Raw genomic sequence first — 21836 nt, forward strand, 5'->3', positions numbered from 1 at the left:
CCGTGAGCACGGCGCCCGTCCCCGAGCCGGACGTCGGCGATGCGCCAGCCATCTTCCGAGGCCGGCGGCACCGCCCAGGGCTGCTGTTCGCGACCATGATCGTCTCGTCCATCGTCTGCCTGATCGCCTCGGCGGTCCTGGCGATCGACGCCGTCATCCTCGCCGCCGAACCGGCCGCCTCCCTCAGCTGCGACCTCAACGCCGTCGTCAGCTGCGCGACGGTGGCGCAGTCCTGGCAGGCGAACGTGTTCGGCTTCCCGAACGCGTTCATCGGGGTGGCGACCGAACCGGTGATCCTGACGATCGCCGTCGCCGGCCTCGGCGGGACCCGGTTCCCGCGCTGGTTCCTGTTGGCCGCCCAGATCGGCTACGCGCTCGGCCTGGTCTTCGCGTACTGGCTGTTCGTGCAGTCGCTCACCGCGATCGGGGCACTGTGCCCGTGGTGCCTGACCATCACCGTGTTCACCACGATCACGTTCTTCACCCTCCTGCATCTGAACGTGGTGCAGGGCAACCTGTACCTGCGCCCGCGGGCGCAGGAGTGGGCAGCCTCGATGGTCCGATCCGGCGCGGACCATTTGATCCCGGCGATCCTGATCGGGCTGGTCGTCCTGGCCATCCTGCTGACCCACGGGGTGCGGCTCTTCACGTGAGGCGCTTCCGCGGAAGCGGCCAGTGGTCAGCTCAGCCTTCGAGCGTCGGTGCCGTCCATGAATACATCGCCTCATCCGGGGCGACTCGTCTCGTACCACGTCGCGGCGGCACGGTACTCATCCAGCGCTTCGGAGTGCTCGCGCCAGGCGAGAATCACTGGCGGAGCGCGGCGATCTCGGCACGGACCTGGGCATGCGCCTCGCGACCGTCAACGAGGTTCGCCTTGCGGCTCACGATCTCCGCGACACGCCGGTCGATGACCTCGTTCCACGCCGCGTCGATGGCCTCCCGCTCCACGTCGGCATCCTGGTCCACGCTGAGCAGGAGCTGGTGAGTGAGGGGCCTCCAGGCGCTCCGCGGCGTCGAGAGCCTTGGGGGTGGGAGGGGCCTCGTCCGAATCGTGGCACAACCCGATAAACTGACCCCACAATCCAGGGATCAGCGCTACCGGGGTGGGAGGAGCGCACCTCGTCGACCCCGGGAGACGCCCTGTCCGTCATCTCCTCCTACCGCAGCCTGTTCGCTCTGACCGGACGGGCGTACGTGGTCGTGGCGTTCGTCGCCCGGCTTCCGCTCGCGATGTCCCAGATGGGTACGTTGCTGCTGGTCGCCGGCGTCTCCGGCAGTTACGGCGCGGGGGGCGTTGCCGCCGGGGCGATCGCCGTCACGAACGCGATCGGCTCGCCGCTGAGCGGCGCGATCAGTGACCGGATCGGGCAGCGACCGGTGCTGCTCGTGCAGTCCGTGGCCGGGTCCGCGGGGCTGTCGCTGCTCGTGGTCCTCTCGAGCGTCGGGGCACCCTGGCAGGCGCTCGCGGCGGTGGCCGGCGCCACCGGGCTGTTCCTGCCGCAGGTCGGCACGATGGCGCGGGTGCGCTGGCGTGAACTGACGGCCGACAAGGGGGCTGAGCGGTTCCGGCTCACCTCGGCGGCGTTCTCCTACGAGGGCTCCGCGGACGAGGCTTCGTTCGTGCTCGGTCCCGCACTCGTGGGACTGGGGGCCGCGTTCGTGTCCCCGTCCGGGTCCCTGATCCTGGCCGCGGTCCTGCTCGCCGTGTTCGGGCTCTGGTTCGCGCTGCACCCCACGGCCGCGATCGTGGCGGGCCACCCGGTCGGGCCCCGATCGGGCCCGGTCCTGACCCGGCTGCTGGTGGGTCTGGCTCTCGGGACGCTCTGCGTGGGCATGGTCTTCGGTTCCGTCCAGACCGGGACGACGGCGTTGGCGACCGAGGCGGGTCAGGCCGGGTACGCGGGGCTGCTGCATGCTCTGCTCGGCGTCGGCAGCGTGGTCGCCGGGCTCACCATCGCCGGCCTGCCGGCCAGGTTCACGTTCGCGGACCGGCTCCCGGTGTTCGGTGCCGCGCTCGCGGTGCTCGCGGTGCCATTGCTGGCGGTGCACTCGATCGGTGCCCTGGCCGGGGTGCTGCTCCTGCTCGGACTCGCGGTGGCGCCGTACCTGATCACCGTGTACTCCGCGTGCGAGGCGACCGTCGACCCCCGACGCCTCGGCGCCGCCATGATGGCACTGGCCGCCTCCACTAGCCTGGGCTACGCGCTCGGCTCGAGCCTGGCCGGGCAGCTCGCCGACCGGAGCGGCTACGGCGGGGCCTATGCGGTGACGGTCGGGGCCTGTGCGGGCGCGCTCGGGCTCGCGCTGGTGATCCGACCGGCCCTGGGCCGGGCTCAGCGCCAGGACGGCTGAGCCCACCCGCCGGACGAGGGTGCCGGGGAGGGTCCGGCTGCCACTCTCGAGCGGGTGGGAGTGCACTCGTGGCTGCCACGTCAGCACGCTCGGCCCGGTGGCGGCAGGATCGTGCGGGCGTCCCGCTCAAGGACGCGTGCCCGCGGCGCGTCGACGATCGCGACCGCCGCACGGTGGCGCTCGTCCACCGGGACGTCGTGCACCTGGAGTTGCGGCGAATCCTCGGGCAGCGCCGGTGACGTCGCCTTGAGGATCGCCTCCATGCGCACCCACCGGCGGGCGAACTCCCTGGCCCGGTCCGGCTCCGGCAGGTCCGCCAGAGCGGCCACGTCGCGATCGCCGAGGCCGACCCGCGCCAGAGCCACGTGATCCAGCGATGCGTCGACCACCTCGACGTCCACCCCCACCGGGCCGTCGCGCCCGGCCGCGACCACCACCCAGCCACCCGAGTGCGACACGGACACCTCCGGCCGGCGGCTCGGTACCCGGACGTGTTCGGCCAGGCGGACCTTGCCGTGCGGGCGGCCGCACCGGGCACAGGTGCGCTCCAACGGCACGAGTGCGGGAGCGGTGCCCAGGTCCCGGCCGAGGAGCACGCGCACGATCGCCGCACCGACCAGGAACCGGGCCCGGTCGGCAGGGTGCCGGTAGCCGGCGTACCGGTGTGCCTCCACCGGGTCCAGCAGGCCGAGCCAGGCGGGGTCCGCCGCGGTCAGGGGTGCCCACCACAGCGTCACCTCCCCCCGACGAGGGAGCGCCCGGGTGCCCATCAGGCGAGCGGGACCTCGGGGCCGGCGACCGTGGCCCGGTCGTGGATGTCGAGGATCAGACCCTCGTCGCGGCCCGGCGTGGCACCGAGCCGCTCGATCAGATGGCAGGTGGCGTACGGCCGGCTCCGCTGGCGGTAGGTCCGGATCCAGGCCTCGGTGCGCTCGGCGGTGTCCTGGTCGGGGTAGGGCCACGTGATGGTGATCCGCGGTGCTCCGCAACGCCAGGGCTTCGGGGTGAGCCGGGCCCGGTAGGTCTTGTGGGTGGCGCACAGCCTCACGTACACCGGGTCGGCGGCGAGCTCCTGCAGGATCCGGTCGGCCTCGGGTGAGTCCGGCGCCGCGGCGGTTCCGGTGATGACCACCCGCAGGCCGGCGGCGGTCCGATACACGTGCGCACCGAGCTCCGGATGTGCCGCGTCGAAGGCGCGGACCCGGTTCAGGGCGAGGGCCGCGGGGTCGGCCGCGGGCTCCGGCCCGGGTGTCCCAGCACCGAGCAAGCGCCGCAGCAGCCCGCCCGCGCGCACGAGCGGAGTCGGCGCCTGCGGCAGGTCCACATCCGCGATCAGCACCCGGTCGGTGTTCAGGACCTCGGCGCCGTACCGGTTCCGGGTGGTCGCGGCGATGAGGGTGCCGTCGGTGCCGTGGAACTCCTGCAGGGTCTGCTCGCGCAGCGGCATCCGCGGGTAGTAGCGGCCCAGCCGGGCACCCGCGGCCAGGCGGGCGACGGTCTCGGCCAGCCGTCGTCCCGCGACCTCCCGGGCGTGGCCGAGCGACGTGGTGGACCAGCCCCAGATCGTCAGCCGCAGCGGCTTGCCGTCGGCGTCGGTGGCCGGACTCACCACCTTCTCCCAGAAGCGAGGGATCGGCTGCATCGGACGATCCTACGGGCCGACCACCGGGTGGCGAGTTCCGGCCGAACGCGTGGAAGCACCCGGTGTCCGGCCGGCTCACCGGGGTCTTCCGCGCGTTCGCCCACGCGTCTCAGCCGCCTCGCCACCACCGATGCCGACTTCAGGACTAGCCTGAGCGTCATGGGTGCGGCCGAGCCGCCGGGGCTCCGACAGGGCGAGCGGCTGTCCGATGCGAGCGAAGCCCGCTGACCGGGGTCAGCCTGCGGTTCCGAAGCCCGGGGGCAGCGGTCGCGGCTCGGTGATCCGGATGTGGTTGCCGGCCGGGTCCCGGAACCCGAAGTCGATCCCGTACGGCTGCTCGGTGGGTTCCTCGGGCAGGTCGACCCCCTTGGCCACGAGTTCGCCGTGCGCCGCGCGGGCGTCGTCGGTGCTGAAGATCAGCGTGCCGCCGGAGGCACCCTTGCTCACCATCACGCGCACCGCCTCGACGGTCTCCGGGTCGTACCCGGGCGGCCCCGGCTGCTCCAGGAGGATCTCCCGGTCGGTGCCGGGCACCCGCACGGTGAGCCACCGCATCGGTCCGGAGTCCACGTCGGCGGAGGGCTCCAGGCCCAGCGTGTTCACGTAGAAGTCCAGCGCCTCGTCCTGGTCGGTCACGAAGATCTGCGAGATGGTCAGGTTGTTGATCAAGCCGACCAGCCTGGGGAGGTGACCCGGGCGACTGCTTATCCGAAACTGCTCGGTTCGCTGCCGGTCTCTGGCGTCGGCGCGTGCTCGGACGGACGGGCCCAGCGCATCGCGAAGCATGACGGCACGGCCGGGAGCGGCCCCCGCCGACGGTAGGCACTCGGGCTCTCCCCGACGATCGCCGTGAACGTCCGGCTGAACGTGCCGAGGCTGGCGAACCCGACCTCGAGGCCGACCTCGGTGACGCTGCGATCGCCTTGACGCAACAGGAACATCGCCCGCTCGACGCGGCGACGCTGCAGGTACCGGTGCGGCGTCTCGGCGAACACGGACCGGAAACTGCGGATGAAGTGGGCCGGCGAGACGTGCGCCACGGCGGCCAGGGTCGGGATGTCCAAAGGCTCGGCGTACGCGCGATCCTTGAGGTCCCGAGCCCGCAGCATCCTGCGGCTGCGATCCTCCTCCGCCCGGCCGATCTCAGATGATGAGACGAATTCGCGTCGGCCGGTGGTAGGCGGCGCGGCAGCCTACCGTCGGTTGGCCGGCGCGGCGCCGGTGCGCACGTACGCGCGCCGCCACGAACCGACCCCGGACCGCCGGAACCTTCCAGACCCCCGCGACGCTCCGCCGTCGTCCCCCACCGAATCGAGCCAGCATGATCACGCTCCAGGACCTGCGGAAGGTCTACGCGACCCGCAGCGGCGAGGTCGTGGCACTCGACGGCATCAGCCTGGAGATCCCCCAGGGGCAGATCCACGGCATCGTCGGACAGTCCGGCGCCGGCAAGTCCACGCTGATCCGGTGCCTGACCGCGCTCGAGCGGCCCACCACCGGGTCCGTGGTCGTCGACGGCGCCGAGGTGAGCGTGCTCAGCGAGACGCAGCTGCGGCGGGCCCGGCGCCGGATCGGGATGGTGTTCCAGCACGTCAACCTGTTCGAGGCGCGCACCGCGGCGGCGAACATCGCCTACCCGCTCGCCGTCGCCGGTGTGCCCCGGGCGGAGCGCGCAACCCGGGTTGCGGAACTGCTCGACCTGGTCGGGCTGGGCGGCCGCGGTGACGCCTACCCGGCGCAACTGTCCGGAGGTCAGAAGCAGCGCGTCGGCATCGCCCGGGCGCTGGCGACCGAGCCCGCGGTGCTGCTCTGCGACGAACCCACCTCGGCCCTCGACTCCGCGACCACCCGGCAGATCCTGCGGCTGATCCGAGACGTGCGCGACCGGCTCGGTATCACGGTCGTGATCATCACCCACGAGACCTCCGTGGTGCGGGAGGTCTGCGACGCCGCCACCCTGCTCGCCGACGGCCGGATCGTGGAGTCCGGGCCACTCGCGGACGTCGTCACCCGGCCCGGTTCGAAACTGTCCCAGGCTCTCGTTCCGGTGCCGGACGTCGGCGTGGCCGACCAGCGCACACTCGTGCAGGTGAGCGCCGGCGGTGCGCAGGCCCAGATCGCGCACGCCCTCTACGCGATCGCGACCGAGCCGGACGCGCACGTCGTCGCCGGGGCGATCGAGACCCTGGGTGGGGTCCGGGTGGGCCGGTGGCACCTGGACGTGCCCGACGGCGACCGGGCCGCCGTGCTCGGTCGGTTGCGGGCCGCAGGGCTCGCCGTCGAGGAGGACGTCGCATGAGTTGGTGGGACGAGTTGCTCGCGAACCCCGCGATCACCGAGAAGCTGCCCGAAGCCACGCTCGAGACGCTCGGCATGGTCGTGTTCTCGTCCTTCTGGACCGCGCTGGTGGGCCTGCCGCTCGGGCTGGTCCTGCACGCCACCGGCAAGGGCGGCACCCGCCCGGTTCCGGTGCTGTACGCGGTGCTCTCCGCCGTGGTGAACGTCGGACGGGCGATCCCGTTCATCATCCTGATCATCCTACTGATCCCGGTGACCCGGGCGGTGGTCGGCACCCCGCTCGGCTGGCAGGCGGCGGTGCTGCCGTTGGCCGTGGGCGCCGTGCCGTTCTACGCCCGGCTGGTGGAGACCTCCGCCCGGGAGGTCGCTCCCGGCAAGATCGAGGCGGCCCTCATGGTCGGCGCCTCCCGGCTGCGGATGACCGGGGGAGTGATCGTCCGGGAGGCGCTGCCGTCCCTGATCGCGGGGTTCACCGTGACCATGATCGCGCTGGTCGGATACTCCGCTATGGCCGGTGCGGTCGGCGGCGGCGGGCTCGGCTTCCTCGCGATCACCTACGGCTACCAACGCTTCGACGTCGCCGTGATGTTCGCTGCCGTGATCGTCATCCTCGCGATCGTCTTCCTCATCCAGTTCCTCGGTGACCGGGCCGCCCGGCTCGTCGATCACCGCTGACCACCCATCTGACACACCATCGCTGACCCCGCGACAACCCACCGAAAGGGACCCCCATGCGAACCCCGCGCAGAACCTCCAGAGCCATTCTGGCCGCCTCCACCCTCACCGTGGCAGGCCTCACGCTGGCCGCCTGCGGCGGTGGCGACGCCGGCTCCGGCGACGACGAGAGCGCCGGCTCGGACGGCCACATCACCATCGGGGCCTCCCCGACCCCGCACGCCGAGATCCTCGAGTTCGTGCAGGAGAACCTCGCCGCGGATGCGGGACTCGAGCTCGAGATCGTCACCTATGACGACTACGTACTGCCGAACACGGCGCTGTCCGAGGGCGACCTGGACGCCAACTACTTCCAGCACCTGCCCTACTTCGAGGAGCAGGTCGCGTCCCAGGGGTTCGACTTCGACCATTTCGAGGGCGTGCACATCGAGCCGTTCGCGGTCTACTCCGAGACGCTCACGGACATCGCGGACCTGCCCCAGGGCGCGCAGATCGGGATCCCGAACGATCCATCGAACCAGGGCCGTGCGCTGGACCTGCTCGCGCAGGCGGGAGTGATCACGCTGAGCGCGGATGACGCCGCGACCGCCGGGATCGCCGACGTCGACGAGAACGAGCTCGGCCTCGAGTTCATCGAGGCGGACGCCGCCTCGCTGGTGCGGACGCTGCAGGACGTCGACGCCGCGGTCATCAACGGCAACTTCGCCCTCGAGGGTGGCCTGAACCCGGCCGAGGACTCGCTGGTCATCGAGGACGGCGAGGGCAACCCCTACGCCAACTTCGTGGCGGTGCGCTCCGAGGACATCGACGACCCCGACCTGGTCGCGCTCGACGAGCTGCTCCACTCCGACGAGGTGCGGGCCTTCATCGAGGAGACCTGGCCGGCCGGGGAGATCATCCCCGCGTTCTGAGCACGTAGCCCCTGCCGACCGCGGCCCCCGGGACCAACCCGGGGGCCGCGGTCGTCCATCGGCCGCTCAGACCAGCCGCGAGCGGGCGCTCGCGACCTCGGCCACCAGCCCCAGCAGCCGGTCACTGCCGTCGGGCATCCCGGCGGCGTCGAGGCCGCAGACGGGAACCCGGTCCACGCCCACCGCGAGATAGGGGCGCACCGCCGCCTCGATGTGCTCCGCGGAGGCGTCGACCGGGACGTTCACCGTCATGGTGACCTCGAACGCACCGGCGCGCTCGCGTGCCTCGGTGGCCACGCGGACGCTCTCCAGCACCGCCTCCGGTGACTCGTCGCCGGCACCGAGGAGTACGCCGTCGCCCAGTTCGCCCGCGAGGGCGAGGGTTCTCGGCTTGATCGCGCCGATCAGCAGCGGCGGCGGCGGCTGTGGCGGGTACCGGAGCCGGACGTCGTCGAGGTGCACGTACTCGCCGCTGGTGGTGACGGTCTCGCCGTCGAGCAGTGCGCGCAGCGCGACCGTGTACTCACGCAGCAGGGTGAGTGGCGACTTCGCGCGGACACCGACCTGCCCCATCCAGTCGAGCACCCCGTGTCCCACGCCCGGCAGGAACCGGCCCGGGAAGAGCCGGGAGATCGTCGCGATCTCCATGGCGGTGATCGCGACGTTGCGCAGCGGCACCGGGATCAGCCCGATCCCGACCCGCAGGTTCTCGGTCCAGGCGAGCACGGCCGCGGCCGGCGCCACCCCGGACTCGGCGAAACAGTCCTCCCAGAGCCACAACTCGTCCAGGCCCGCGGAATCGGCGGCCATGGCCACGTCACGCAGGCGCTCGGGTGGCTGGTCGGGCGGGAACACGATGCCGAAAGAGGTCATGGCGCCAACCCTAGGCGGGTCCAACGACACCGACACCGGGCCGGGACCGGACGGGTTCAGTAGCCGGCCTCGCGGAAGGCGTCGACGACGTCCCGCGGCACCCTGCTCCGCGGCGGGATCTCGATGCCGCGCGAGCGAGCCCACTCCCGGACCGCGCGTGGATCCACCGGCGTCTCCTCGCGCACGGTGGCCGGCTCGACCACGCCGGCCCGGACCCGACGGGCAGCGGCCGCGAACGGTGCCAGGGCCGCGAGCAGAGCATCCCGGTTCGACTTGTTCAGGTCGATCTCGTACACGGTGTCCTCGAGCGAGAACCGCACGGTGTGCTGCGCCGGACCACCGTCGAGATCGTCGGTGAGTTCGGTGACTGTCCTGGTGGCCATCGTGTCCTCTGATCGGCGACCTGCTGGGGGTCTCCATGCTATGTGCTGCCGGGACGCATCCCGTGCATCCCGTACTCTTGCCGCGTGGCCAACGACGTGGGGGCGCTGGTGAGCGTGCCGGGGATCGCGCGCTGGTTCGTGCGTACCTGGCCACGTCGGATCGCGATCGCGATGGTGGTGGTCCTCCTTCTGGTGATCGCCGCCGTCGGGGGGTTCGCGAGGGTCCCGCCGGAGCCGGTGCGGCAGGTCGCGGCCGGCGAGGTCGTGGACCTCGGCCCGTACACGGTGAGCGTCGAGTCCTTCTTCGTCTCCGACCAGGTGGACGTCTACGGCCTGCCCGAGGAGGCCGACGCCTGGATCGGTGTGGTGATGGAGCTCGAGAACACCCAGCTCGATGGCCTGTTCGTCGACTACCAGAACTTCACCCTGGACGGTGCGCAACTGGTCGAGGCGCGGTCCACCACGGTCCTGCTGCTGGCGGACGACTCGCGGGCGAGCTTCCTGAGCCCGAACCTGCCGGTGCGGGTCGCGATGCTCTGGTCCGTGGTGGACCCGGACACGATCGGCGACGAGGTTCGGCTCTCCCTCATCGAGACCTACGAGGACACCAGTTTCCTCTTCGAGGAGACCAGTTGGTACGTGGGGGACCGGATCGGCGTGGTCGAGGTGCCCCGGGACGATGACATCCCGCCCGCGATCGTGGACGAGGAGCCGTGACCGGCGGCCGGGTCCCGCGTTGGGTGGTCACGGTGGTGATGCTCGCGGTCCTCGTCGGCGCCGGGCTCGGCGTCAACGCGCTCGCGGTCCAGGCCCCGCCCAACGGTCCCGCCGGCGTGCGGATGAGCCTCGGTGTGGACGCGGTGGTGCACCCGCTGCAGCTCAACGTCTCGGGAGCGCGCGCCTACGAGACGGTCCTCAGCGAGGATGACGTCCCGCTCGAGACCGTCGGGGTCTGGGTGCTGGTGGACCTCTCCTACGCCACCACCGACCGGCCGCGCGGGCCCGGTGACTTCATCCTCGTGGACGAACGCGGGCGCCGGTACGCCATCACGTCCCGGGACTTCGACACGTGGCAGGCCAGCCCGGACCTCTGGGTCCGCGGCACGCTGGTCTTCGAGGTGCCGCTGGATGCGCTGGGCGACCTGACGCTCGAGTCGTGGGCGTCGGGCGAGGGTCCGCCCAGCGACACCCCGCTGCCCTACGGCGTCCTCGACTTGAGCGTCGACCCAGGCGCGATCGAGCCCGGTCCGGCGGTCATCTCCGAACCCGAACTGCTTCCGGCGGGGCAGCGATGAGCGGACCCACGCCGAGCCTGCCGCCGTACGTGCCAGGGGGCGGTCGCGAGGACTGGATGGCGCCCGCCCGGGAGCCGTTCCCGGCCGCACCGCCGCCACTGCCGCAGCGCCGTTCGCGGCGGGCGACGGCGATCCTCGCGGTGGTCGGGATCCTGGTCCTCGGCGCGCTCGGCTGGCGCGTGAGCGCGGAGGCCCGGGACGCCTGGTGGAACGGCGAGGCGCACGTGCCGGTGCCGGTCGACGCGAACGGCGTGGCCGAACTCGACGGCCTGCAGGTCGAACTGACCGGGGTGGAACGGCTCGACGACGGCGTGAGCACCTACGGCGATCGGTGGGAGCCGCCCGACGGCCTCGTGCTGTGGCAGGTCGGCCTGGCCGTGCAGAACACGAACACCGAGATCCTCAGCCTTGACGTGCTCGTCCAGGACACCGAGGGCAGGCGGTTCGAGACGGGCAGCGAGGTGCCGTACGGCGTGGACGGGGTCCAGGACTCGCTCGAGGTCGCCCCGCCGGAACCCGGGGACGATCCCCTGCCCGACGTGCAGTACCTCCTCGTCCTGATGCCGCAGGACGCCGAACCCGCGGCCGTGCGCCTCGAGTCGACCTGGAGCCTGGCCCCGGACTATTTCAGGCTGCCCGTGACCCAGTGACCCACCTGGTGGGTCCCCGCCGGGACGGGTCGCGCCGGAGGCGCCTCGATGTCCGACGGCGGCCGGTCGCCCGGGTCCGGGGCGGCACCCGGGTGCGTCCCGGGGTGGGAGCCGGCGAGGGCGGCGGGGGTCGCCGACCGCCGGGGCAGCGGCAGCCGGAGTGAGGGGTTCGCGCCGTAGCGCTGCAGGAGCGCGTCGGCGGCCGCGGCGAGCAGGGCCGCCGAGACCATCAGCACCAGGATCTCGGCGATCACGTCCAGCGGGTCCCAGAGGGCGAACCAACCGAGCGCGGTGATGTTCCCGGCGATCAACCGGGCGACGCCCCAGACCAGGTAGGGGATCTGGGTGATCAGGACGTAGCCGAGGCAGAACACCAGCACGGTGACCCAGCCGGCCCGCACGATCATCGCCATGCCCCCGATCAGGGCGCCGAACCGGCCGTTCGGTTCGGCGAGTGCGTGCCACGCCCTGGTGATGGTGGTGTCACCGAAGCGCCGGGTCACCCGGTTCAGCAGCGGGGCGCGGCCACCGACGCGGGCCACCTCGTCGTCGGCGATCACGTCGGTGGCCTCGATCCCGTAGATGATCGTGCCGATCGCGAGCCACGCGATCGGCACGATCAGGGCGATGCCGAGCGCTGCCCCGACCGGTTCGATCGCGCCGATGAGCCAGTCGCCGATGCCGCCGATGACCGGTAGCTCGATGCGGACGTCGGCCCAGAAGTCGGTCACCCAGTGGGTCACGGCGCGGCTGCCGAGCCACTCCACGGACCTGCCCACGAGGTCGGTGACCACGTAAGCACCGAGCACGATCCAGACCACCTCGAGGTAGCCGACGACGGCCTGCAGCGTGGTGCGCCGGGGATCCTCCCGGCCCCTCCAGTAGCGCGCGGACGTGACGAAGTAGCCACCGATGAGCCGGCCGACCAGCGCCACCGCGACGATCCCGAGGACGAGCGTGGAGGTCGAGTCCGGGATCCGGGCGGTGCCGTCGACGTCCGCGAGGTCGAACCGGGAGAAGTCGTCCTGGAGGCCGAAGTAGGTGTGGTGGCGGAGGTCGTCCTGCAGCTGGCCGCCGCTCTGGTAGACGACCAGGAACGGCACCAGCACGCTGCCGGTCGCCGCCATGATGTCGATGATCACGTGCCGCGACCGCTCCCGGCGGCGCAGGACCAGGAGCATCCCGATCACCGCGAGCATGGTGCTGAACGGGACCAGGGACAGCCCGAGCATCCCCGGCACCGCCCCGAAGCGGCCGAGCCAGACGGAGAGGTCGAGCAGGTACCAGTGCGCCGCGACCCCGGCGGTGGCGATCACGGCGAGCGGGAGCCAGTGCCGGCGAAGGAGTCGGCCCGTGGTCCGGAACAGGGACAGGCTCTCGTCGAGCAGCGATCGCTCGGGCACCGCACCCCCCTGGTCCCGGGACGTCGTGGCCGGGGTCGTCATGGGCACACCCTATCGAGGCGCCGACGGGCGGCCCGCCCCGGTCCGCAGCCGCTCCCGGAGCCAGTCGAAGGCGGTCCGCTCGAACTCGGCCCTGGCTTCGGGCCCGGAGAGGGCGAGGTCGTGCCAGCCGCCGGCGATCCGGACCGCGGTGACGTCGGGCCCGACGCGGCCGATCCGGGTATGCATGTGCTCGACGTCGAGCACGCAGTCGGCGCCGTCGAGGTCCGCGGCGGTGGGAGCCTTCCGTGGCCCGGACCGGGCGGAGGTGCACATCAGGACGGGTTCGACGACGTCGAGGCCGCGGGCGATCCGGGCGTGACCCCGGCGGATCGCTCGCAGCCACCCGGCGTGTGCCTGCACGTCCTCGATCGGCTTCCAGGAGAGGTCGTAGTCGTGTGTACCGCCCGTCGAGACGTGCACGTGCCGGCCGTAGTCCGCACCGAGCGTGCCGACCCTCAGGTGGGGTACGAGGGGCCCGATGAGATCCACGGCCCGGGTCGCGACCACCCGGTTGAACCAGCTCTCGTTGAGATCGAACCACGGACTGTTCAGGACGACGGCGTCCACCGCGCCGGGGTGGTCGCTCGCGTACAGGCTCGCGATCAGTCCGCCGGTCGAGTGACCGAGCAGCACGATCGAGGTGTACCCCTCGGCGCGGATGGCGGCCAGCGCGCCGCCGATCTCCTCGTCGTAGGTGGCCAGGTCCTCGATCCACCACGGTTGCCGGCCGGGCCGGATCGACCGGCCGTAGTCACGCAGGTCGAGCGCGAAGAAGTCGTAGCCATGCTCGGCCCAGGCCCTGGCGTGGTCGGCCTGGAAGAAGTAGTCGCAGAAGCCGTGCAGGTACAGGACCGCGACGTCGTCGGTGCGTACTGTGCCGAGCCGGCCGAGCCGGCCGAGCCGGCCGAGCCGGACCAGGGTGGCCACGGGTGGCCCGACGCTCTGGTCGTCGGGCGCGAGCGTCATGGTCCGGGCGGTGAACTCACCGCCGAGGACGTCGGGAACCGGATCGCCGAGGCTGGTCACCGGCACATCATCCCCCAACCGGTGCACCCTCCGGCCCGCGTCCCGACGGCTCCCCTCACCGGTCGGGCGTGGCGACCGCTCCGGAAACGTCGAACTGCGCGGCGTGCGCCGTCCAGCCGGACTCGGCGGGCAGGGCCCGCAGGCCGCGATTGGCCAGGGCCAGCAGCGCCGCGACCGCGCAGAGCCCGGCACAGACCGCGATGGTGGCCTCGCGCCCGACCCAGGCAAGCCCGAAGCCCGCGATCAGCGGGGCGAGCGGCATCGCACCGATCCCGAGCACCATCGAAGCGCTGTTCGCGCGCCCGAGCAGCTCGGTGGGGGTCGCGACCATGAAGTACCCCATCAGCGCGGCGTTCAGCGCGGGGACCCCGAGCACGGACACCGCGAGCACGGCCGTGATCGCCCAGACCGAGTCGACCAGGGCGAGCGTGTAGGCGCCGGCCGCCGCGATCGTGAGCCCGACGATGGTCAGCACCCCGGCCCGCACCCGCGACACCAGCATCGGCGCGGCCACCGCACCGAGCAGCATCGCCGCCCCCGCGCCGGCCGAGACCCACCCGATCGCGGCCGGGGAGTGGCCGTCCTGCTGCAGCGCGTAGATGACGGTGGCGAGTGCGGCGTTGAACCCGAGGTTGATGATCGTGGAGACGACCAGGACGCCGCGCAGGTCGGTGCGGGAGAGCAGCCAGGCGAAACCCGCGCGCAACTCGGCGAGGGCGTTCGGTGCCGGTCCTGACACCGCCTCGGGAGCCGGTGGGTCGGCCGGGTGGGCCGGATGGGTCGGATCGGGCCCGGTGCCGGTCCTGGTCGCGCCCGGGTCCGGTGCCGACCTGCCCAGACGCCACGCGGTGATGGCCGCGACCAGGTGGCACGCCGTCATCACCACGGCGACCACCCAGGCGCCCGCGGCCAGCAGGGCGCCGCCGAGCGGGCCACCGGCGAGCTGAAGGGCGGCGTCCCGGCCCTGGTTCGCGGCCTGGGCGCGGCCCATCGCGCCGTCCGGGACGACCTCCTTCAGCGCACTCTCGCCGGCGACGTCGAAGAGGCCCGTGCGCGCGGCGAGCAGCACGGCGACGATCAGGAGGGCCAGGAACGTCAGCGCGTCGGTGAGCGCGAGCACGGTGAAGCCGCCGGCGATCATGACGCCGATCACCGACCCCAGCGTCATCAGGGCGATCCGCCGGTGCCGGTCGGCGAGCACACCACCGGCGAGCGTGGTCACGGCGCGCACCGCGAGCCCGGCGGCGCCGACGATGCCGGCGCGGGCCGGGTCGTTCGTGACCATCAGGGTCAGGAGTGGGACCGCGAAGGCGAACAGCGCCGCGGCGAGTCCCTTGCTGGTGTCGCTGATCAACCAAGTCAGGTAGCGGCGGTTGCGCCGCAGCGGCGCCGTGGAGGAGACGGCCGTGTCCGTTGTCATGCGCCCAAGGCTAGATGCGCAACGATGATTGCGCAATAGATATTGCGCAATGTTCCTTGGGGGATATGCTCGAGCCATGTCGAATACGCAGGAGGAGCCCGCCGACGCACGAGCGGCCGACACCCGGAGCGAGGACGGACCGTGGAACGAGTCCGTGATGACCTCGGCGATGCTCAAGGCGCTGGCCCACCCGCTCCGCCGGCGGATCACGAAGGTGCTCGCCCGACGGGAGTTCGCGCGCGCGGCCGACGTCGCCGCAGACCTCGACGAGCCGGCGAACAGCGTCAGCTTCCACCTGCGCGTGCTCGCGGATGCCGGCCTGATCGCCGAGGCTCCCGAGCGGGCCCGGGACCGCCGTGACCGCGTCTGGACTCGGGTCAGCGGGGCCTACAGCCTGGGCACCCCCGAACACCCCGTCGAGGACGAGGCGCTCGGCGGCGTCCTCATGCGTACCGTCGTCGACGACCACCACGAGCTCGTCCGGCGCGTCGCCGCGTGGGCGCCCGAGTACGTCACCGGTCGCGCCACCGACGTGCACGCCCTGTTCACCCAGCGGACCGTCCGGCTCACCCCGGCCGAGTTCGAGGCGATGATGACGAAGGTCGAGGACGTGATGCGGGCCGCTGTCGATGCGCACGACTCGGACGACCCGGACGGCCGCAGCTGGGACATCGACACCGTCGCCGCCGACGACACGATCTGAGGGCCCGCCGCTCGGGTCACAGGCCTCAGTGGGCGACGGCCGCGAGCACCCCGGCGACCGTGGGCGCCGGGCCGCAGCCCGCTCCCGCGGCCGCGGTGGCCAGGACCGACCGTGCGTCGGAGTCCGCGTGCAGCGCCTGCAGCAGGGCGATCGCCTCCGGAAGCTCACGCTGGTCGTCGTGGGGCTGCCAGCGACCGTTCACCACCTCGTAGGCGGACCTCGGGCCGACCGTGACGAACTCGGACACCCCACGGACGAGCCGGTCCACGTCCTCCTCGGCGGTCCCCAGCCCGATGCTGGCGCGCAGGCCCGCGGTCACACCCCGCGCCTCGAGCAGCGGGTGTGCGCAGAACCGGCCGTCACGGACCCCGATGCCGTGCTCGGCGGACAGGTACGCGGCCAGGAGGCCGGGGTCCTGCCCGGCCACCGTGAACGAGACCACGCTCACCGGTTCCGTGGAGTCCGCCCAGAGCCGGAGCACCTCGACGCCCGGGATCCGGGTCAACCCGGCCTCCAGGCGCTCGCGGAGCGTCCGGTCGTGGTCGGCCAGGCGGTCGGCGACGGCGGTCAGCTCGGTGGCCGCGACGCCGAGCGCGAGGGCCCCGATGACGTTCGGGCTGCCTGCCTCGTGCCGTTGCGGGGCCGGCTCCCAGCTGGTGTGGCCGACGGTGACGTTCGTGACGGCGCCGCCTCCGGCCAGGTACGGCCGCCCGGCATCGAGCCAGTCCCGCCGTCCGATCAACGCACCTGCGCCATACGGGGCGTACAGCTTGTGTCCCGAGAGGGCCACGTAGTCCGCGCCCGTGGCGGCGAGTGAGAACGGGCGGTGCGGCGCCAGTTGTGCGGCGTCCACGACCACGCGGGCGTTGGCGGCATGCGCCAGCGCCACCACCTCGGCCACCGGCAGGGACTCCCCGGTCACGTTCGACGCGCCCGTGACGGCGACCAGCCGGTAGTTCCGGGTCGCCAGGGCATTCGTCAGGGCCTGGAGGGTCTGCGCCACGGTCGCCCGTGCCTTCAGGACGTCCGCACCGGCCCGCTGCCACGGCAGCAGGTTCGCGTGGTGCTCGACGTCGAGCACCAGGACGCGCGCTCCCTCCGGCACGCACCCCGCGAGCAGGTTGAGCGAGTCGGTCGTGTTCCGGGTGATGACCACGACGTCGTCGGAGCGGGCCCCCACGAAGCGACCGATCGCCGTCCGCGACTGCTCGTAGAGGGCGGTCGACACCTGGGACAGGTACCCGGCGCCGCGGTGCACGGACGCGTACAGCGGCAACGCCCGGGTGACGGCCTCCGCGACCGCGGCCAGCGCCGGCGCGCTCGCGGCGTAGTCGAGGTTCGCGTACGGCAGGGACGTGACGCCGTCGAGCGGGACGGTCAACGGCACCCGGGTGTCGGAGCCGACGAGGGGGAGCAGTGCCATGAGGGGCCTCCAGATCGTTCCCGGACCCGTGGCGGGTCCGCGCTTGCCGATACCACTGCGGCACCGGCCCGGTCGTCACCCGGGGCACCCCACCGCGGTTGGAGGGTTGCCGGCCAGCAAGCCGGGGCTACGCGCTGGCACTCATGACCTTCCCGACATGCTGCCACGACGCACCCCGCGCCCGGTCCGGGCGGCGCTCGCCGTCCGCATCGTGGACGCCCGGGGCGCGCAGGACTGAGGTGCGCGCGGTCGCGGCCAGGGCACGCGCCCGGCCTCGCGCGGATCCCTTACCCGTGCTCGCCCACCGGAACGGCCACCCCTTACCCGCCGTACCGACCCCTCAGTACGTGGGTAAGGGATCCGAGCCGGCACACCGCGTGACCCCCCGATACCCGAGCCGCCGGCCTCAGCGGCACCGTATCCGTCATGGGAACGAGCAAGGAGCACATCATGGACCTCAACCAGGACATCCGCAGCGCCGACCTGGCCTACCGACGCGAGCACCTGCTCGCCGACCTCGGCTCCCGCAAGCTCGGCTCTCGCCGCACCGGCCTGCGCCGGATGATCGACGAGCGCCGGGCCCGTCGGGAGGCCGCCTCCCGCGGCCTGGACCCCGCGGATCTGATCAAGCAGGCCTGAGCGGGGCCGGGCGTGGCCGCGGCCGTGGAGCCGTGGGGCGGATATTCATCCGTCGCCACGGACTCCACCCGTGACAAGATCTCGGATGTGGCAAGGGTCGGCTCCGAGATCGCACTGGTGGCACGCACCGGCGAGCTCACGCGCCTGCGTGAGATCTGGGCGCAGGCGACCGACGGGTCGGCGTCGGCAGTTCTGTTGCCGGGGGATGCCGGGGTCGGCAAGACCAGGCTCGTCGCGGAGTTCGCGAGCGAGGTCCGCGCCGACGGCGCTCACGTCCTCACCGGTCACTGCGTGGGCCTCGGCGAGTCGGCCCCGCCCTATCTGCCGGTCGTGGAGATACTCGAGCAGATCCGCGACGCGGATCCGGCCATCCTCGACGAGCGGCCCGCACTCGCGTCGCTGGTCAGTCGCTCCGGCGCCGACCGCCCGACCGAGCAGTTGCCGCTCTTCGACTCCTTCCTCGGCGTGCTCACCGAACTCTGCGCCGACCGCCCGGTGCTGCTCGTGGTCGAGGACCTGCACTGGTCCGACCCCTCGACCCGCGATCTGATCACGTTCCTGGTGGCGCGGATGTCCGAGCAGCGCCTGGCCGTGGTGCTGACCTACCGCTCCGACGATCTGCACCGACGGCACCCGGTGCGGCCGATGACCGTCGAACTGGGCCGGATGCGCCGGGTCGAACGGCTCGAGCTCGAGCCCTTCTCCCCCGAGGATGCCCGGGCTTTCGCCCGGGCGCTCGCGGTGCTCGACCACCTCGGGGCCGATGGCGACGAGGACCTGATCGCGGACATCGCCCGGCGTTCGGAGGGGAACGCGTTCTTCGCCGAGGAGTTGCTGTCCAGCGCCCGCTCGACGACGTCCCTGGGCGAGGCCCTGGCCGACGTCCTCCTCGGTCGCATCGAGAGACTCACCCCGAACGCGCAGCGGCTGGTGCGCACCGCCTCCGTCTCCGGTCAGCGCCGGATCCGGCACAGCACTCTGCGAGCGGTCCTCGAGATGACCGACGACGAGCTCGAGGCGGCGCTGCGCGACTGCGTCCAGCTGCACGTGCTCGTGGCGGACCCGGACGGCGGCGCCTCCTACGAGTTCCGGCATGCTCTGCTCCGGGAAGCCGCCTACGCCGACCTGCTGCCCGGCGAACGCACCCGCATTCACGCGACCTACGCCAAGCTGCTCGCGGACCTCCGCCTGCCCGGCTGGCGTGGCGCGCAGGCCTACCACGCCAACCTCGCCAACGACCTGCCGACCGCGCTGTCCGCGCACGTCGGTGCCGCCGACGAGGCGGCACAGGTGGGCGCGACCGCGGACACCCTGGCACACCTGGAGAGCGCGCTCGGGCTGTGGCAGGCCGTGGCCGATCCGGCCGCGGTCTGCGGCACGGACGAACTCGACCTGACCATCCGGGCCTCCGACGCCGCCGTGGCGGCCGGCCAGGTGGACCGGGCCCTCGCCTTCGCCCGTGCTGCCCTCAAGCTCGCCGACGCCGACGGTGCCATCGTGCCGCGGGCCTCGGTGCGCCGTCGGCTCGCCAAGATCCTCTACTCCGTGGACCAGTGGGTGGAGGCGGCCTCCGTGATCGGCGACGCGTGGGAGCTGATCAAGGACGAGCCGACGAGCTCCGAACGGGCCTGGGTGCTGAGCACGCTCGCGTTCGGGCGGCTGGAGGAGTCGACCAGGGAGTTCGCCGACGCCGCGATCTCCGACGCGCGCGCCAGCGGCGACGGTGGCGCCGAGGCGGATGCGCTGACCACCCTGGCCTACTCGCTGTTGCGCGACGGTGAGATCGACGACGCCCTCGCCACCCTGGAGGAGGCCCGGCGACGGGCCGCGGACGTCGGCGCCTTCGAGGTGGAGCTGCGGGCCATCTTCAACCTCACGGTCGGCGAGTTCGAGCTCGGCGACCTCGAGGCGGCTGCCGCGCATCTGGACCGGGGCCTGGCCCGAGCGGCCGAGACCGGGCTGACCTGGGCGACGTACGGCCGGGAACTCGCCTGGATCGCGGTGCACGTGAACTACGCGCGCGGTGCGTGGGATCTCGTCGAGCAGCTGGCGAGCCCGCCGGGTGAGCAGGCACCGGACTGGATCTCGGGAGTGCTCGCCGCATCCGCGGCCCTGCTCGCGGCCAGTCGCGGCGAATGGGAACAGGTCGAGGCCGCCCTGAACCGGGTCGAGACCTGGGTACTGTCCGACGACGAACCGCTCAAGATCTCGCTGTTCGCGCGGGCCGAGCGTGATCTGTGGCAGCACCGCCCCGCCGAGGTGACGGCGCCCGTGCAGGCCGCGATCGCCGGCAATACCCGCAACGCGATGGGGACGACCGCGGACCTCGAACGACCCGAGTCCGACGAGCCCGAGGACGACGCGCCGATGCTGGCGCTGATCCACGTCGCGGCCGTCGGGATCACCGCCCAGGCTGACCTGGCCGCGCGCGCCCGGCAGGTCCGGGACCGGGCCGCGGAGCGGGAGGCGGTCACCACCGGGGACCACTTCCTGGCCGTGGCCGAGGACGCCGCGGCGCGCGGGGTGCCTCGGGCCGCCACCCTCGGCCCGGAGGGTCTGGCCTGGCTGGCCCGGTGCCGGGCCGAGGCGAGCCGCATGCGTGGCGAGAGTGATCCGGCACCCTGGCACGCGGTCGTGGACGCCTTCGGCTACGGCGACCGCTACCAGGTGGCCATCGCGCGCTGGCGGCTCGCGGACGTGCTGCTCGCACTCCGCGCCGACCGGCGTGGCGACGACGGCGGTCCGGAACCGGACCGCGACGACGGACGCGATCAGCTCCTCGAGGCGCTCGCGACCGCCCGCTCACTGCGCGCCCGACCGCTCGAGGAGGCGTTGCTCGCCAGCGCTCGCCGGTACCGGGTGGAGGTTCCCGGCCAGCGCACGGCCGCCGTGGCGCTCCTGACCCCGCGCGAGCAGTCGGTGCTCGAACTCGTCGCCCAGGGACTCACGAACCGGGCGGTCGGCGCGGAACTGTTCATCAGCGAGAAGACCGTGAGCGTCCACCTGAGCCGGGTCATGGCCAAACTGGACGTCGGCAGCCGGACCGAAGCGGTCGCCGTCGCGATGTCCCGCGGCATCCTCGGCGGCGGATCGCGGGGCTGACCGTCAGGAGGGCGTCGGACCCGCCGTCATGCTCAGGCCGGTGAGCCGCCCCTGCCCGTCCAGACGTGCCTCCACGTCACCGTTGGGCGCCTTCAGGGAGAGGGTGCCGGCACCCTCGGCCACGGTGAAACCGCGCCACCGGGCGTAGGCCCGCAGCGCCCTCGACCAGTTCGAGATCGCGCCCTCGGAGGCGGCCTCCGGGAGCACCGACCCGGCCCGGATCGCACTGGGCGGGACCGGCTCGAGGGCGGGTGACTCGAGCAGGAACGTCAGCACGGTGCCGTTCTCCAGGTCGAAGGTGACGAACGGCAACGGGCCCGCGATCAGGCTCGCCGCCGCGGCGAACCGGCGGGCCACGGTGATGGGCTCCGCCGTCAGCGGGACCTCCGCCGCGGTCAACTCGGCGATGCCGAACCGCTCCCCGAAGTCACGCACCCCACGCACCCGGGCGACCAGCGGCTCGGGGAAGCCGTTCACGTTCTCCCAGCCCCACAGCCATGACTTCGGCCCGGGCGCGGCGGAGCCCACGAAGTGCGCGCGGACCGTGATCTCCTCCGTGCCCACGAACGTGATCGTGCCGCCGGACATGTCGGTGCGGTATCCGGCGCTGTACCTGTCCCCGTGCGGGCCGTCGGAGCCGGTCAGGTCCATGGTCTCGCGTTGCCGGTCGAGGCCGAACAGGTAGGTGTCGTCGACGACGTCCTGGAGGGAGGTGATCGCGGGCACAGGGGTCACGGGGGGCACGGGGGGCACGGGGGGCACAGAGGGCACGGCGTCCGTCATGGCAGCAGCGTAGGACGACCCACCGTCTCGCAGGATGGGCAGATCTGCCCGGGGTTTGGGAGGCTTCCCGAGCCGGGCATACGATCGCAGCCGTACCCATCCTTCAGCGGCCGAGAGACCTGGATCGTCGACGCTGCAGCAACCAATCCCTCGCGGACACCCTCACCGGGGGAGCCGAACGGGACGTGGTGCCACCGCCAGGATCGATGGAGG

23 protein-coding genes and 1 riboswitch are annotated in these 21836 nt (G+C 72.6%); of the genes, 11 read left to right on the top strand and 12 right to left on the bottom strand.

The genetic code is table 11. The features are described from left to right. The first annotated feature begins 2 nt into the window (after nt 1–2). Nucleotides 3–653: a vitamin K epoxide reductase family protein gene (locus EXU48_RS15865; protein ID WP_235857061.1), complete on the top strand. Its 651-nt coding sequence runs from the start codon at nt 3–5 to the stop codon at nt 651–653. Between the two features lie 154 nt (nt 654–807). On the opposite strand, the gene EXU48_RS25515 is transcribed toward EXU48_RS15865, so the two are convergent. Next, on the bottom strand, nt 808–969 hold the full coding sequence (locus EXU48_RS25515) for an addiction module protein (protein WP_165962853.1): 162 nt from the start codon (nt 967–969) through the stop codon (nt 808–810). 273 nt (nt 970–1242) lie between these two features. Here EXU48_RS25515 and EXU48_RS15875 point away from each other — a divergent pair, with 273 nt between their 5' ends. Further along, complete coding sequence (locus EXU48_RS15875) at nt 1243–2355, top strand: MFS transporter (RefSeq protein WP_207947772.1); 1113 nt, start codon at nt 1243–1245, stop codon at nt 2353–2355. Between the two features lie 80 nt (nt 2356–2435). Here the strand turns inward: EXU48_RS15875 and EXU48_RS15880 are convergent, their stop codons facing one another. From EXU48_RS15880 to EXU48_RS15895, 4 genes are all read right to left on the bottom strand, one after another. Then, nucleotides 2436–3125 (bottom strand): 4'-phosphopantetheinyl transferase family protein, encoded by a 690-nt coding sequence (locus tag EXU48_RS15880; RefSeq protein WP_133108654.1) that lies wholly within the window; start codon nt 3123–3125, stop codon nt 2436–2438. Beyond that, nucleotides 3125–3997: a hypothetical protein gene (locus tag EXU48_RS15885; protein WP_133108655.1), complete on the bottom strand. Its 873-nt coding sequence runs from the start codon at nt 3995–3997 to the stop codon at nt 3125–3127. Before EXU48_RS15885 ends, EXU48_RS15880 begins: the two co-directional genes overlap by 1 nt. A 234-nt stretch (nt 3998–4231) precedes the next feature. Further along, entirely contained in the window at nt 4232–4666 is a 435-nt protein-coding gene (locus EXU48_RS15890) for a VOC family protein (RefSeq protein ID WP_133108656.1), read from the bottom strand. 35 nt (nt 4667–4701) lie between these two features. Next, nucleotides 4702–5106 (bottom strand): helix-turn-helix domain-containing protein, encoded by a 405-nt coding sequence (locus tag EXU48_RS15895; RefSeq protein WP_235857062.1) that lies wholly within the window; start codon nt 5104–5106, stop codon nt 4702–4704. A gap of 212 nt (nt 5107–5318) precedes the next feature. On the opposite strand from EXU48_RS15895, the gene EXU48_RS15900 reads away from it, so the two are divergent. From EXU48_RS15900 to EXU48_RS15910, 3 genes are read left to right on the top strand one after another with little or no spacing between them, the layout of a single operon-like run. Next, the gene (locus EXU48_RS15900) at nt 5319–6296 is read left to right on the top strand and encodes a methionine ABC transporter ATP-binding protein (protein ID WP_133108658.1); all 978 of its coding nucleotides are present in this window, start codon (nt 5319–5321) and stop codon (nt 6294–6296) included. Further along, nucleotides 6293–6970: a methionine ABC transporter permease gene (locus EXU48_RS15905; protein WP_133108659.1), complete on the top strand. Its 678-nt coding sequence runs from the start codon at nt 6293–6295 to the stop codon at nt 6968–6970. The genes EXU48_RS15900 and EXU48_RS15905 overlap by 4 nt, the downstream gene beginning before the upstream one ends. 56 nt (nt 6971–7026) lie before the next feature. Next, nucleotides 7027–7881 carry a MetQ/NlpA family ABC transporter substrate-binding protein gene (locus tag EXU48_RS15910; protein ID WP_133108660.1) on the top strand — a complete coding sequence of 285 codons (855 nt, stop codon included), beginning with the start codon at nt 7027–7029 and terminating at the stop codon, nt 7879–7881. Between the two features lie 66 nt (nt 7882–7947). Here EXU48_RS15910 and EXU48_RS15915 read toward each other — a convergent pair whose 3' ends face one another. Further along, a complete protein-coding gene (locus EXU48_RS15915; RefSeq protein ID WP_133108661.1) occupies nt 7948–8754 on the bottom strand; it encodes an LLM class flavin-dependent oxidoreductase in 807 nt (268 codons plus the stop codon). Between the two features lie 56 nt (nt 8755–8810). Then, entirely contained in the window at nt 8811–9137 is a 327-nt protein-coding gene (locus EXU48_RS15920) for a histone-like nucleoid-structuring protein Lsr2 (protein ID WP_133108662.1), read from the bottom strand. A gap of 84 nt (nt 9138–9221) precedes the next feature. Between EXU48_RS15920 and EXU48_RS15925 the strand changes: the two genes are divergently transcribed. The 3 genes from EXU48_RS15925 to EXU48_RS15935 are packed head-to-tail and all read left to right on the top strand — an operon-like array spanning nt 9222 to nt 11082. Then, on the top strand, nt 9222–9854 hold the full coding sequence (locus tag EXU48_RS15925) for a hypothetical protein (protein WP_133108663.1): 633 nt from the start codon (nt 9222–9224) through the stop codon (nt 9852–9854). Continuing rightward, on the top strand, nt 9851–10432 hold the full coding sequence (locus tag EXU48_RS15930; protein ID WP_133108664.1) for a DUF4352 domain-containing protein: 582 nt from the start codon (nt 9851–9853) through the stop codon (nt 10430–10432). Before EXU48_RS15925 ends, EXU48_RS15930 begins: the two co-directional genes overlap by 4 nt. Next, the gene (locus tag EXU48_RS15935) at nt 10429–11082 is read left to right on the top strand and encodes a hypothetical protein (RefSeq protein ID WP_133108665.1); all 654 of its coding nucleotides are present in this window, start codon (nt 10429–10431) and stop codon (nt 11080–11082) included. Before EXU48_RS15930 ends, EXU48_RS15935 begins: the two co-directional genes overlap by 4 nt. Here EXU48_RS15935 and EXU48_RS15940 read toward each other — a convergent pair. The 3 genes from EXU48_RS15940 to EXU48_RS15950 are packed head-to-tail and all read right to left on the bottom strand — an operon-like array spanning nt 11055 to nt 14973. Further along, a complete protein-coding gene (locus EXU48_RS15940; protein WP_133108666.1) occupies nt 11055–12527 on the bottom strand; it encodes a hypothetical protein in 1473 nt (490 codons plus the stop codon). The two genes, EXU48_RS15935 and EXU48_RS15940, sit on opposite strands and share 28 nt — an antisense overlap. A 9-nt stretch (nt 12528–12536) precedes the next feature. Further along, complete coding sequence (locus tag EXU48_RS15945) at nt 12537–13553, bottom strand: alpha/beta hydrolase (protein WP_235857064.1); 1017 nt, start codon at nt 13551–13553, stop codon at nt 12537–12539. A 55-nt stretch (nt 13554–13608) separates the two neighbouring features. Beyond that, nucleotides 13609–14973: an MFS transporter gene (locus tag EXU48_RS15950; protein ID WP_133108667.1), complete on the bottom strand. Its 1365-nt coding sequence runs from the start codon at nt 14971–14973 to the stop codon at nt 13609–13611. 76 nt (nt 14974–15049) lie between these two features. On the opposite strand from EXU48_RS15950, the gene EXU48_RS15955 reads away from it, so the two are divergent. Beyond that, complete coding sequence (locus EXU48_RS15955) at nt 15050–15676, top strand: ArsR/SmtB family transcription factor (RefSeq protein ID WP_235857065.1); 627 nt, start codon at nt 15050–15052, stop codon at nt 15674–15676. A 25-nt stretch (nt 15677–15701) separates the two neighbouring features. Here the strand turns inward: EXU48_RS15955 and EXU48_RS15960 are convergent, their stop codons facing one another. After that, nucleotides 15702–17099 (bottom strand): aminotransferase class V-fold PLP-dependent enzyme, encoded by a 1398-nt coding sequence (locus EXU48_RS15960; protein WP_133108668.1) that lies wholly within the window; start codon nt 17097–17099, stop codon nt 15702–15704. 34 nt (nt 17100–17133) lie between these two features. Continuing rightward, nucleotides 17134–17248: riboswitch (SAM riboswitch) on the bottom strand. Nucleotides 17249–17525: 277 nt separating this feature from the next. Here EXU48_RS15960 and EXU48_RS15965 point away from each other — a divergent pair. Next, nucleotides 17526–17738 (top strand): hypothetical protein, encoded by a 213-nt coding sequence (locus EXU48_RS15965; protein WP_133108669.1) that lies wholly within the window; start codon nt 17526–17528, stop codon nt 17736–17738. A 12-nt stretch (nt 17739–17750) separates the two neighbouring features. Continuing rightward, complete coding sequence (locus EXU48_RS15970; RefSeq protein WP_133108670.1) at nt 17751–20840, top strand: helix-turn-helix transcriptional regulator; 3090 nt, start codon at nt 17751–17753, stop codon at nt 20838–20840. Nucleotides 20841–20843: 3 nt separating this feature from the next. On the opposite strand, the gene EXU48_RS15975 is transcribed toward EXU48_RS15970, so the two are convergent. Beyond that, nucleotides 20844–21575, bottom strand: coding sequence for a DUF6882 domain-containing protein (locus tag EXU48_RS15975; protein ID WP_133108671.1), 732 nt, complete (start codon nt 21573–21575; stop codon nt 20844–20846). Nucleotides 21576–21836 lie beyond the last annotated feature (261 nt).

Origin of the sequence: Occultella glacieicola (genome assembly GCF_004353825.1) — a bacterium.
GTDB lineage: Bacteria > Actinomycetota > Actinomycetes > Actinomycetales > Beutenbergiaceae > Occultella > Occultella glacieicola.